Source organism: Variovorax sp. P4_B11 (assembly GCF_056402355.1).
The window spans coordinates 1-12,722 of the sequence record NZ_JBFUHO010000022.1; the positions used below are offsets into that span (position 1 = coordinate 1).

The 12,722-nt window shown below is 70.5% G+C and carries 10 protein-coding genes; 8 read left to right on the top strand and 2 right to left on the bottom strand.

The window, feature by feature from the left end:
* Positions 1–157 precede the first annotated feature (157 nt).
* From gspK to AC1DYD_RS19830, 8 genes are all read left to right on the top strand, one after another.
* Positions 158–1,177, top strand: coding sequence for a type II secretion system minor pseudopilin GspK (gene gspK, locus AC1DYD_RS19795; protein WP_478174458.1), 1,020 nt, complete (start codon positions 158–160; stop codon positions 1,175–1,177).
* A gap of 130 nt (positions 1,178–1,307) precedes the next feature.
* On the top strand, positions 1,308–2,516 hold the full coding sequence (gene gspL, locus AC1DYD_RS19800; protein WP_478174459.1) for a type II secretion system protein GspL: 1,209 nt from the start codon (positions 1,308–1,310) through the stop codon (positions 2,514–2,516).
* Positions 2,513–3,058, top strand: coding sequence for a type II secretion system protein GspM (gene gspM, locus AC1DYD_RS19805; protein WP_478174460.1), 546 nt, complete (start codon positions 2,513–2,515; stop codon positions 3,056–3,058). The genes gspL and gspM overlap by 4 nt, the downstream gene beginning before the upstream one ends.
* Before the next feature lie 7 nt (positions 3,059–3,065).
* The gene (gene gspN, locus AC1DYD_RS19810) at positions 3,066–3,866 is read left to right on the top strand and encodes a type II secretion system protein N (RefSeq protein WP_478174461.1); all 801 of its coding nucleotides are present in this window, start codon (positions 3,066–3,068) and stop codon (positions 3,864–3,866) included.
* A gap of 2 nt (positions 3,867–3,868) precedes the next feature.
* On the top strand, positions 3,869–6,142 hold the full coding sequence (gene gspD / locus AC1DYD_RS19815; RefSeq protein WP_478174462.1) for a type II secretion system secretin GspD: 2,274 nt from the start codon (positions 3,869–3,871) through the stop codon (positions 6,140–6,142).
* A 9-nt stretch (positions 6,143–6,151) separates the two neighbouring features.
* Positions 6,152–7,567 (top strand): type II secretion system ATPase GspE, encoded by a 1,416-nt coding sequence (gspE, locus tag AC1DYD_RS19820; RefSeq protein WP_478174463.1) that lies wholly within the window; start codon positions 6,152–6,154, stop codon positions 7,565–7,567.
* Between the two features lie 31 nt (positions 7,568–7,598).
* Positions 7,599–8,831, top strand: a complete 1,233-nt coding sequence (gene gspF, locus AC1DYD_RS19825; RefSeq protein WP_478174464.1) for a type II secretion system inner membrane protein GspF — start codon at positions 7,599–7,601, stop codon at positions 8,829–8,831.
* Between the two features lie 268 nt (positions 8,832–9,099).
* The gene (locus tag AC1DYD_RS19830; protein ID WP_478174465.1) at positions 9,100–9,993 is read left to right on the top strand and encodes a 5'-nucleotidase; all 894 of its coding nucleotides are present in this window, start codon (positions 9,100–9,102) and stop codon (positions 9,991–9,993) included.
* Here AC1DYD_RS19830 and AC1DYD_RS19835 read toward each other — a convergent pair.
* Positions 9,990–11,654, bottom strand: coding sequence for a putative 2-aminoethylphosphonate ABC transporter permease subunit (locus AC1DYD_RS19835; protein ID WP_478174466.1), 1,665 nt, complete (start codon positions 11,652–11,654; stop codon positions 9,990–9,992). The two genes, AC1DYD_RS19830 and AC1DYD_RS19835, sit on opposite strands and share 4 nt — an antisense overlap.
* Positions 11,651–12,718, bottom strand: a complete 1,068-nt coding sequence (locus AC1DYD_RS19840; RefSeq protein WP_478174467.1) for an ABC transporter ATP-binding protein — start codon at positions 12,716–12,718, stop codon at positions 11,651–11,653. The genes AC1DYD_RS19835 and AC1DYD_RS19840 overlap by 4 nt, the downstream gene beginning before the upstream one ends.
* Positions 12,719–12,722: the final 4 nt, after the last annotated feature.

Sequence of the window (12,722 nt, forward strand, 5' to 3'; positions counted from 1 at the left end):
CTCCTCGGGGGGCAGCGACCCACACGCAGTGGGGGAGCGTGGGGGCCCAGGCCGGCGCCGGGCCGCCCCAAGGCGGCCTGCGGCCCCCTCGGGGGGCAGCGACCCACACGCAGTGGGGGAGCGTGGGGGCCAGTTCGGTGCAGCGCTGCTGACGGCGATGCTGACCGTTACGCTGGTCGCGACCTTCGCGGCGGCCGCGCTCTGGCAGCAATGGCGCTCGGCCGAGATCGAGGCCGCCGAACGGGCGCGGTCGCAGGCCGGCTGGGTGCTGATCGGCGCGCTCGACTGGTCGCGGCTGATTCTGCGCGAGGACGCCCGTGCCGCCGGCAGCGGCGGCAGCGGCGCCGACCACCTGGCCGAACCCTGGGCGGTGCCGCTCGAGGAAGCCAAGCTGACCACCTTCCTGGCGGCCGACAAGAACATCGCCAGCGACGCGCTGGAAGGGCTGCCCGAGGCCTTCCTGTCCGGTCGCATCATCGATGCGCAGTCGAAGCTCAACGCCCTGAACCTGGTGGAGGGCGGCAAGCCCGTCGCGGCATCGGTGGACGCCTTCAGCAAGCTGTTCCAGCTGCTGGGGCTGCCGGCCGAGGAACTGTCGCTGCTGACGGCCAACCTGCAACGCGCGCTGCCGGCCGGCGCCAGCGCGCCGGCCGATTCCTCGGCAACGACGAGCGCCAGCGGCGGCACCGCCACCCCGCAAGCCACTGCGCAAGCCACCCCGACGAGCACCGCCAGCAGCGCCGGACCACTGGTGCCGCAGCGCACGGCGCAGCTGGTCTGGCTCGGCCTGTCGCCCTCGACGGTGGCGGCGCTGGAGCCCTATGTCACGGTGCTGCCGACGCGCACGCAGCTGAACATCAACACCGCGAGCGCCGAAGCCATCTTCGCGAGCACGCCCAAGCTGGACCTGGCGGGCGCCAAGCGCCTGGTCACGGCGCGCGCCCAGGGCTATTTCAAGGACCTGGCCCAGGCCGGCGCGCTGATCCAGCAAAGCACGGCGCAGCTGGTGCCGGCGCAGCACAGCGTGTCGACCAACTACTTCGAAGTCCGGGCGCGGCTGCGCATCGACCGAACCTGGGTCGAGGAACAAACCCTGCTTCATCGCAACGGCATCGATGTCCGGATCGTGTGGCGAGAACGTGGCGCCGGCACCACGATGCCGCCGCCCAGATCCTGATGCGGCACCCACCCCGCCCCGATTGGGTCAAAAATAAGCGCAGCGCCCGTTGTACCTATGTGAGATGCTATCAAATTTGTAGCATCTCGACACCTCTGTCTCCTACAATAGCGACCCTTTACTTCTTTTCATGGCTCTGCTGCTTGTAACCATTCCTCTCTCCTCCGGTACAGCCGCTGCCGAGTACGGCTGGGCGGTCTGGTCGAGCGACGGACGCAAGCTGCGTTCGCAGGGCAGCGCGGCGCCGGCCCTGTTGCCCAGCAGCGACGAAGTCATCCTCGGGGTGCCGGCGGCGGCGCTCTCGTGGCACCAGGTCACCCTGCCCCTGGGCAGCATGAGCGGCGCCGCACGGCTGCGCTCGGTGCTCAACGGCCTGCTCGAAGACCGGCTGCTCGACGATCCCGAATCGCTCCACTTCGCGCTCGAGCCCGGCGCTCGCGTCGCCGTTCCGGTGTGGGTGGCGGCCTGCAACCGCATCTGGCTGCGCAGCGCCGTGCAGGCGCTGGAGGCTGCAGGCCGCCGCGTCACGCGGATCGTTCCCGAGTTCGCTCCCCAGCCGGTTGGCGCGCCGCCGATGGTGTTCGCGATCGGCGAACCGGGTGCAGCGCTGTGCGTGGTCTGCGGCACCGAAGGCGTCGCCACGCTGCCGCTCGATCCCTCCGGCCTCGGGCTGGCCGGTCCGCTGGCCGCCGACACCAACGCCCTGGCCGAGCCAGCGGTCGCCGAACTGGCCGAAAGCGTGCTCGGACGGCGGGTGCCGATCATCAAGCCGGCCGCGCGATGGCTGCAGGCCAGCCGTTCGCCCTGGGACCTGGCGCAGTTCGACCTGGCGTCGACCGGCCGCGCCCGCGCCGGCAAGAAGCTGGCGGCGGTCTCGCGCGCGTTGTGGCGCGGAACCCGATGGCGAGCCGCTCGCTGGGGCGCGCTGGCGCTGGTGCTGGCACAGCTCATCGGCCTCAACGCCTGGGCCTGGAAGGAGCGCAGCGCGCTCGACGCCAAGCGCGGCGCGGTGCGCGCGGTGCTGACCCAGACCTTCCCCTCGGTGCAGCTGGTGGTCGACGCCCCGCTGCAGATGACGCGCGAAGTCGCGGCCCTTCAGCAGGCCACGGGAGGGGTCGCGGCATCCGACCTCGAACCCATGCTCGGCGCCCTGGCTGCCAGCCTGCCGCCGGGCCGCATGCCGACGGCGATCGATTTCAGCGCCGGCCAGCTGCGGCTGCGGGGGCTCGGCCTGCCGGCGTCCGAGTTCTCGACCGTGAAGAGCGCGCTGTCATCGCGCGGCTACGCTGCGCGCACTGAGGGCGACCTGCTCCTGGTGCAAGCGGAGGCCTTGCGATGAAATGGCTCGAATTCCTCGAAGCGCGCTGGCAGGCCTGGTGGCCCGAGCTCGAGCCACGCGAGCAGCGGATGATCCTGATCGCTGCGGCGCTGGTCGCCCTGGCGCTCGCCTGGTGGCTGGCGCTGGCGCCGGCGCTGGGCACGCTGGCAGCCGCACCGGCCGAGCACGCACGGCTCGACGCCCAGTTGCAGCAGATGACCGCGCTGCAGCGCCAGGCCAAGGCCCTGCAGTCGCAGCCGCGCGCCAATCGCGACGACGCGATGCGCGCCCTCGAAGCCTCGGTGCGCCAGAACCTCGGGGCGAACGCGCAGCTTCAAGGCGCCGGTGCCGGCGAGAACGTCACGATCGCCTTGCGCGCCGCCCCGGCCGACGCCCTCGCCGAACTCTTCACGCAGGCGCGCAGCAATGCCCGCGCCGTGCCGCGCGAGGTGCACCTGACACGCAGCGCGCAACAGACTGGCGCCGCCCCACCCGGCGCCGCTTCCGGACCGCCCCGGGTGCGCTGGGACGGCACGCTGGTCATGGGCCTGCCGGCCCGCTGAGCGCCCCATGGCCCTGTCGAAGACCTCCCCCCGCTCCGCGTCCGGCTCCGGCTGGCCCTGGGCCCTGCTCGGCGCGCTGATCGGCATCGTCTTCGCGCTGGCCGCCTTCGCGCCGGCACGCTGGCTCGCTGCCGGTCTCGCGCAATGGAGCGATGGCCACCTCCAGCTGGTCAACGCGCGCGGCACGGTCTGGAACGGCACTGCCGGCGTCGTGTTCGCCAGCGGCGCCGGCGGCGCCGAGTCGATCTCGCTGCCGGGGCAGCTGGGCTGGACGCTGCGGCCACGCTGGGACGGCGTCACGGCGGTGCTCGACGTCCCCTGCTGTGCGGCGAAGCCGCTCGAGCTCATGGGCCGCCCGCGGGCGGACGGCCTCGAGCTGGCATGGCGCGACGGCCAGTCCCGCTGGCCGGCGGCCCTGCTGGCCGGCTTCGGCGCCCCCTGGAACACGCTCAAGCTCGAAGGCGTGCTCGACCTGTCGATGCAGGCCCTGGTGCTGCGCTCGAGCGGCCCCAAGCTGACAATCACCGGACGCGCGACGCTGGACGCCACCGACATCTCCTCCAGCCTGTCGACCCTCAAGCCGATGGGCAGCTACCGCATCGCGCTCGAGGGCGGGCCGGTGCCCTCGCTGCTCGTGACCACCCGCGAAGGCGCCCTGCAACTGAGCGGCAGCGGACGATGGAACGGCACGGCGATGCGCTTCGACGGCGAGGCCAGCGCCGCGCCGGGACGCGAAGCCGCGCTCTCGAACTTGTTGAATATCATCGGGCGACGCGACGGCGCGCGCTCGCTCATCACACTGGGTTGACCATGAACAAGCCAACGTCTTCCGCCGGCATGCGCCTCGGCACCATCGCGCTCGCAGCGCAGATGCTGATCGCGGCCTGCATTCCTTCCGCCTTCGCCCAGGAGGCGCTGCGCCGGGGCGAACCGATCACCCTGAACTTCAGCAACGCCGAAATCGAATCGGTGGCGCGAACCATGGCGGTGGTGACCGGCCGCGACGTGGTGGTCGACCCACGCGTCAAGGGCACCATCACGCTGCAGACCGACCGGGCGATCGAGCCGGCCGCGGCGTTCAACCAGTTCGCCGCCGCGCTGCGCCTGCAGGGCTTCGCGATCGTCCAGTCCGAAGGCCTCTACAAGGTGGTGCCCGAAGCCGACGCCAAGCTGCAGAGCAACACCGTGACCACGTCGACGCCGACCACCTCCAGCCTCAGCGGCAACCAGATCGTCACGCAGATCTTCAAGCTCAACTACGAGTCGGCCAACAACCTGCTGCCGGTGCTGCGGCCGCTGATCGCGCCCAACAACACGATCAACGTGAATCCCGGCAACAACTCGCTGGTGATCACCGACTACGCCGAGAACATGCGGCGGCTGGCCCGCATCGTGGCCGCGCTCGACATCCCGAACGCCTCCGACATCGAGGTCATTCCATTGCAGCATTCGGTGGCCACCGACATGGTGCCCCTGGTGACGCGGCTGCTCGAAGGCGGCAGCACGGCGACCGGCGCGGCGGCGCCGGGGCAGGTCGATTCCTCCTTCCGCACCACGCTCTTGGCCGAGCCGCGCGGCAACGCGATCATCCTGCGCGCGGCCAATCCGGCGCGGGCCCAGCTGGTGCGCACGCTGGTGGCCAAGCTCGACCGGGCCCCGCTGGAAAACGCCAACGGCGCGGCCGGCAACGTCTACGTGGTCTACCTGAAGAACGCCGATGCGGTGAAACTGGCGACGACGCTGCGGGCGGCCATGTCGGCCGAAGCGCGCGGCGGCACCGGCACCGGCGCCGGCACCGGCACGACGACCCAAGGCACACAGGCCAACCTGCAGGCGGCAGCATTGCAGAACCCCCAGCAGCAGGGCAGCACGGCCGCGACCACGCCGCTCAGCAACGCCAACACACCGTCCACGGGGGGCCAGATCCAGGCCGACCCGTCGACCAACTCGCTGATCATCACCGCGCCCGAACCGCAATACCGGCAGATGCGGGCCGTGATCGACCGGCTCGACGGCAAGCGCGCGCAGGTGATGGTCGAGAGCCTGATCGTCGAGGTCAATGCCGACAAGGCGGCCGAGTTCGGCATCCAGTGGCAGAGCGGCATCGGCAACAACGGCGACCGCAATGTCGCGGTGCTGGGCACCAACTCGAACCTGGCCGGCCAGAACATCATCGACCTGGCCGTGGGCATCGCCACCGGCAACACGGCGACCCGGCCCTCGACCGGCTTCAACTTCGGTGTCGGCCGGCTGTACGGCAACCAGTACGTGCTGAGCTTCCTGGCCCGCTTCCTCGAGAACAATGCCGAGGGCAACGTGCTGTCGACGCCCAACCTGCTGACGCTCGACAACGAGGAAGCCAAGATCGTGATCGGCCAGAACGTGCCCTTCCTGACCGGCCAGTTCACCAACACCGGCGCGGCCAACGGCTCGGTCAATCCGTTCCAGACCATCGAGCGCAAGGACGTCGGCCTGACCCTGCGCGTGCGGCCGCAGATCAACGAGAACAACAGCGTCAGGCTGCAGGTGTTCCAGGAGGTCTCGACCATCCAGGCCAGCACCGTCAACAACGTCAACGGCCCGACCACCAACAAGCGCAGCATCGAGTCGAACGTGCAGGTCGACGACGGCAGCATCATCGTGCTGGGCGGCCTGCTGCAGGACGAGTACTCCAACGCGATCGAGAAGATCCCGCTGGCCGGCGACATCCCGATCATCGGCAATCTGTTCAAGAGCGAGACCCGCTCGCGCAAGAAGACCAACCTGATGGTGTTCCTGCGCCCGGTGGTGGTGCGCGACACCGCCACCAGCGACCAGCTGGCTTTCGACCGCTACGACGCGATCCGCGGCCTGCAGCAGGCTTCGCAGCCGGACAAGTCGGTCGTCCTGCACAACGTCGACGAGTCCGTCGTGCTGCCGCCGCTGCCGCCGCTGACACCGGCAGCCGCCGCCGCCCGCGGCGAAGGCACGCGCCTGGTGCCGCCGCCGCTGACGCCGAGCGACACGCGCGCGCTGCGCCCGGCGCCCCTGAAGGGCGCGCTGCCGCCGACCGCCGATCCGTCGACGGCGCGCGAAATGCCCTAGGTTCCGGCCGTGCGCTATCCCCTTCCCTACGCCTTCGCCCGCAGCCAGCAACTGCTGCTGGAAGAGGCCGACGACGGCAGCCTCACGCTCTGCATGCCGAAGGTGCCGCCGCGCAGCGGCCTGGGCGAGGTGCTGCGCAAGTTCCCGGTGAAGACCTTCGAGCCGCTGGCGCCCGAGCAGCTCGCGCAACGCATCAGCGCGGCCTACGCGAAAGGCGAATCGAACGCCGCCGCGGTGGTCAGCGAAGTCCAGGGCGATGCCGATCTCTCGCGCATGATGCAGGAGCTGCCCGCGGTCGAGGACCTGCTCGAGTCGGCCGGCGATGCGCCGATCATCCGCATGCTCAACGCCCTGCTGACGCAGGCGGCGCGGGACGGCGCCAGCGACATCCACATCGAACCCTACGAGCGGACCTCCTCGGTGCGCTTCCGGATCGACGGCACGCTGCGCGAAGTGGTGCAGCCGAACCGCGCACTGCACGCGGCGCTGATCTCGCGGCTGAAGATCATGGCCGATCTCGACATCGCCGAGAAGCGGCTGCCGCAGGACGGGCGCATCAGCCTGCGCATCGGCACCCGCGCGGTCGACGTCCGGGTCTCGACCCTGCCCTCGGCCCATGGCGAACGTGCCGTGCTGCGGCTGCTCGACAAGTCCGAGAGCAAGCTCACGCTCGAATCGGTCGGCATGCAGGGCGACACGCTGGCGCGCTTCGAGCAGCTGATCGGCCAGCCGCACGGCATCATCCTGGTGACCGGCCCGACCGGCTCCGGCAAGACCACCACGCTGTATGCCGCGCTGAGCCGGCTCGACGCCAGCAGCAGCAACATCATGACGGTCGAGGACCCGATCGAGTACGAGCTGCCCGGCGTCGGCCAGACCCAGGTCAACGCCAAGATCGACCTGAGCTTCGCCAAGGCGCTGCGCGCGATCCTGCGGCAGGACCCGGACGTCATCATGATCGGCGAGATCCGCGACTTCGAGACCGCGCAGATCGCGATCCAGGCCTCGCTCACCGGCCACCTGGTGCTGGCGACACTGCACACCAACGACTCGGTCAGCGCCGTGACGCGGCTGACCGACATGGGCGTCGAGCCCTTCCTGCTGAGCTCCTCGCTGCTCGGCGTGCTGGCCCAGCGGCTGGTGCGCAAGCTGTGCTCCGTGTGTTCACCGGCCGCCGGCCACGAGGCGCAGCCGGTGGGCTGCGACGCCTGCGGCCACACCGGCTACCAGGGACGCACCGGCATCTTCGAGCTGCTGGTGGCCGACGAGACCGTGCAGTCGCTGATCCACAACCGGGCGCCCGAGAGCCAGCTTTTCGTCGCCGCCGAGCGCGGCGGACTGCGCTCGATGCGCGAGGACGGCGAGCGGCTGGTCCAGGCCGGCATCAGCTCGCGCGCCGAACTGCTTCGCGTGACCCGAGACTGACGCCCGGGCTTGCCTGGACGAGAATCGCCCGATGCCTGCCTATTCTTTCGATGCCATCGATGCCCAGGGCCAGCCCCGCAAGGGTGTGCTCGAGGCCGACACCGCGCGCAGCGCGCGCGGCATGCTGCGGGCGCAGGCACTGATTCCCCTGTCAGTGACCGTGGTCGGCAGCGTCGAGAGCGGCGTGCCGGAAACCCGCAGCTGGCGCCGCCTGTTCGGCGGCGGCCGGATCTTCAACGCGACCACGCTGGCGGTCTGGACGCGGCAGATCGCCGGCCTGGTGTCTTCCGGCCTGTCGCTCGAGCGCGCCCTGACCGCGCTGACCGACGAGGCCGAGACCGAGGCCCAGCGCAACCTGGTGGCCTCGCTGCGGGCCGAGGTCAATGCCGGCGCGCCCTTCGGCCGCGCGCTGTCGCAGCACCCGCGCGAGTTCTCGCCGATCTACGTCGCCGTGATCGGCGCCGGCGAGCAGAGCGGCAACCTGGGCCTGGTGCTCGAGCGCCTGGCCGACGACCTCGAGCAGCGCCAGGCGCTGCAGCAGAAGCTGGTCGGCGCGGCGCTCTATCCGGCGATCGTGACGCTGGTGGCGATCGTGATCGTGGTCTTCCTGGTCAGCTACGTCGTGCCGCAGGTGGCCAACGTCTTCGCCGGCACCAAGCGGGCGCTGCCGATCCTCACGGTCGCGATGCTGGCGCTGAGCGCCTTCGTCCGCAACTACGGCTGGCTGATGCTGGTGGCGGTCGTCATCGCTGTCATCGGCGCCCGGATGGCGCTCGCACGCGCCGCCATCCGCGAGCGCTTCGACGCCGCCTGGCTCAACCTGCCGCTGGTCGGCAAGCTGGCGCGCGGCTACAACGCAGCGCGCTTCGCGAGCACGCTGGCGATGCTGGCCACCGCCGGCGTGCCGATCCTGCGCGCACTGCAGGCGGCCTCCGAGACGCTGAGCAACAGCGCGATGCGCGCCGATGCGCTCGATGCGCTGGTGCTGGTGCGCGAAGGCGCACCGCTGGCCTCCGCGCTGGCGCAGAAGAAGCGCTTCCCCGGCATCGTCTCGATGTTCGCCCGCCTCGGCGAACAGACCGGCACGCTGCCGCTGATGCTGCAGCGCGCCGCCAACCAGCTCGGCGCCGAAGTGCAGCGCCGCGCGATGCACCTGGCGACCATCCTGGAGCCGCTCTTGATCGTGGCGATGGGCGGCGTCGTGATGCTGATCGTGCTGGCGGTGCTGATGCCCATCATCCAGCTGAATCAGTTCGTGAAATGACGCTCGCCCCCAGGTTGCCCGGCACTTCGTGTCCGGGCGCCCACCCCCTGCCGGGGGCGCAGTCAGCGGCCCGGCAAAGCCGGTTCCGCGACTGCCCACCAACAGGCGTGCGCTTCGCGCCGCCAAGAAACAGGAGCACCGTCAGTTTCACGGCCGGCGCAGCCAGGCCCGTTGGTGGAACACCGCGGAACCGGCTTCGCCGGGCCGCTGGTGTTGCCCCCGGCAGGGGGTGGGCGGCTACACGAAGTGAGCCAACCTGGGGGCGAGCATGAATCTTGAAGACAAGCTGGTTGTGGCCATTTCTTCGCGCGCGCTGTTCAATCTCGAGGAAGAAAACCGCATCTTCGAATCGGGCGACGACGCCGGCTACATGAAGCTGCAGCTCGAGCGGCTCGACGTGCCGGCCCAGCCGGGCATCGCCTATTCGCTGGTGCGCAAGCTGCTGCGCTTCAACGAAGGCGGCCAGCAGCGGGTCGAGGTCGTGATCCTGTCGCGCAACGATCCGGTCTCGGGCATGCGGGTGTTCCGCTCGGGCGTGGCCAACGGCATCTCGCTGCAGCGCGGCGTCTTCACGCAGGGCCGGCCGCCCTTCGGCTACCTGCGGCCGCTGCGCGCCCACCTCTTCCTCTCGGTCAACGCCGATGACGTTCGCGAGGCGTTGGTCGCCGGCTTTCCCGCGGCCCGCGTGCTGGTCGAGTCGGTGCATGCGAGCAACGCCTATCCGAACGAAGTGCGTATCGCCTTCGACGGCGATGCGGTGCTGTTCAGCGACGAGGCCGAGCGCGTCTTCCAGGCCGAGGGGCTCGACGCCTTCCAGCAGCATGAGTCCTCCAAGGCCGGGCTGCCGCTGCCCGAAGGGCCGTTCAAGCCGCTGCTGGCGGCGCTGCACCGGCTGCAGCAGGCCAGCAGCCCCGAGATGCGCATCCGCACCGCGCTGGTCACGGCGCGCAGCGCGCCAGCGCACGAGCGCGCGATCCGCACGCTGATGAACTGGAACATCAAGGTCGACGAGGCGATGTTTCTCGGCGGCCTGCCCAAGGGCGAGTTCCTGCGCGAGTTCGAGCCCGATTTCTTCTTCGACGACCAGACCGGCCATGTCGATGCGGCAGCGCGCCATGTGCCCTCGGGGCACGTGGCCAGCGGCATCAGCAATCAGCCCTAGCGGCTGCGCCAGCCCTGGGTCCGCGCCAGCACGACGCGGCCGGCGAGCGCGAACAGGCCGCGGCCGACCGCCGCCGTGAGCATGATCAGCGAAGCCATGGCCGCGGCCGGCGCCACGTCGCCCGCGTCGTCCATGTTCAGCACCGCGATCGCGGCCAGCGTGGTCTGCGGCGAATACAGGAACACCACCGCCGAGACGGTCGTCATCGCGTTGACGAAGAAGTAGCCGCCGACCTGCAGCACCGTGGGCAGCGCCACCGGCAGGTGCACCCGCCACAGCGTGCGCCAGAACGGAACGCCCATCGACTCGGCCACCAGTTCGTACTCGCGGTCGAGCTGGCGCAGGGCGGTGAGCGAGGTCAGGTGGGCGACGGAGAAGAAGTGCGCCACGGTGCAGACGACGAGAATCGCCATGCCGCCGTAGAGCCCGTTGAGCGGATTCGCGGGCGCATTGAAGAAGAAGATGTAGCCCACGCCCAGCACCAGGCCGGGCACCGCCAGCGGCAGGTTGGCCAGCAGGTTCAGCGCCTCGCGCAGCAGGCCGAAGTGGCGCGGCTTCTCGACCAGATAGGCCGAGAGGAAGGTGGCGACGGCGCCGGCCGCCGCGGCGCCCAGGCCCAGTTTCAGCGAGTTGACATAGCTGCCCCAGCCGCCGCCATCCATGTTGCTGAAGTCGTAGTTCTTCAGCGAAGGCGCGAGCTGGTAGGGCCAGTAGCTGGCGAGCGACGCGAACACCGCCATCCCGATCATCACGAGGATGGCCGCGGCGACCAGCAGGCAGGCGCCGAACAGCACGCGATCGCGCAGCGCCACGGGCTCGGGCCGGTGCGGCGTCGCGCGCGCCGACATCGCGGCCGCCTGGCGCCGCCGCACACGGCGCTCGACCGCGAAGGACAGCACGGCCGGGATCAGCAGCACGAAGCCGACCACCGCGCCCATCTGGAAATTCTGCTGGCCGACCACCTGCTTGTAGATATCGGTGGCCAGGACGCCGGTCTGGCCGCCCACCACCTTGGGCACGCCGAAGTCGGTGACGACCAGCACGAAGACCACCATGCAGGCCACGATGAGTCCGTAGCGCGAGGCCGGCAGGGTCACGGTGCGGAAGATGCGCCAGCGCGAAGCACCGAGCGTCTGGGCCGCCTCGTACAACCGGCCGTCCGAAGTCGCCATCGCGGTGGTCAGGATCAGCAGCGCATGCGGCAGGGTCCAGAAGACCGAGCCCAGCACGATGCCCAGCGGCCCGTAGATCGAGACGCCCCCGAGCCAGTCCTTGAACACGCCCTGGTTGCCGAACAGGTAGATCAGGCTGATCGCCGGCAGCAGTGAAGGCGCCAGCAGCGGCAGCAGCGCAATGGCGCGCAGCAGGCCCTTGCCGCGCATGCACGAGAGCGTGAGCCCGTAGGCGTAGACATAGGCGACGGCGGTGCAGATCACGGCGCTCAGCGCGGCCAGCCAGACGCTGTTGAAGGCCGACTGCACCAGTGCCGGATTGTCGAGATAGCGCGCGAAGTTGGCCAGACCGACGAAGGCGCCGGCGCGGTCGAAGAAGCTCTGTCCCACCAGCGCCGCCACCGGCAGCGCGACGATCACGAGCAGCGTCGCGAGCGCCAGCCCGACGCCGGCCCCGGTCAGCCAGCGTTCGCGGTCGAGGCCCTTCAACGCGCCAGCACCGACAGCGCGTGCTGCGGCAGCTCGATGTGCACCATGCTGCTGGGCGCCAGCGCTTCGGCGACCCGGTGATCGGGCGGCAGTTCGGCCTCGATCTCGATGCCGAGCGGCTCGCAGGCCAGCCGTGCGGCCGTGCGGTGGCCGAGGAACTCGGTGTCGAGCAGGCGGGCGGCAAAGCTGTTGGCACCCACCGCGTCGCCGAAGCGCCGCACGACCACCTGCTCGGGCCGGATGCCGACCGTCGCTTGCGCGCCCACCTGCAGCGCACCGGGCGCGCAATGCAGCTCGCTGTCGCGCACCCGCACCCGGTCGCCCGCCAGCACGGTGGCCGGCAGCATGTTCATGCGGCCGACAAAGCCGGCGACGAAGCGGGTGCGCGGCCGGTGGTAGAGCTCGCCGGGCGTGCCGGCCTGCTCGATGCGGCCGTCGTGCATCAGCACCACGCGGTCGGCCATCGACAGCGCTTCCTCCTGGTCGTGCGTGACCATGATCGTCACGATGCCCAGGCGCTTCTGCAGCGCACGGATTTCGCTGCGCAGGCTGGCGCGCACCTGCGCGTCGAGCGCGGACAGGGGCTCGTCGAGCAGCAGGAGGCGCGGATTGGGAGCCAGCGCGCGGGCCAGTGCCACGCGCTGCTGCTGGCCGCCCGACAGCTGCACCGGGTACTTGTCGGCATGGGCGGCGAGGCCGACCAGGTCGAGCATCTCGCGCGAACGCCTGGCCATCTCGCGCGCCAGCGCACCCGTGGGATGCAAACCGTAGGCGATGTTCTGCGCCGCCGTGAGATTCGGGAACAAGGCATAGGACTGGAACACCACGCCGAAACCGCGCGCAGCGGGCGGCAGGCCCGCGATGTCCTGGCCATTCAGCAGCAGCCGGCCGCGGTCCGCACGCTCGATGCCGCAGACGATGCGCAGCAGCGTCGTCTTGCCGCAGCCCGAGGGTCCGAGCAGGCAGACGAACTCGCCGGGCTCGACGTCGAGGTCGATGCCGTCGAGCACGCGGCTGGCACCGAAGGACTTGCCGATGCCGCGCAGGGAGAGGTAGGCGCTCATGCGG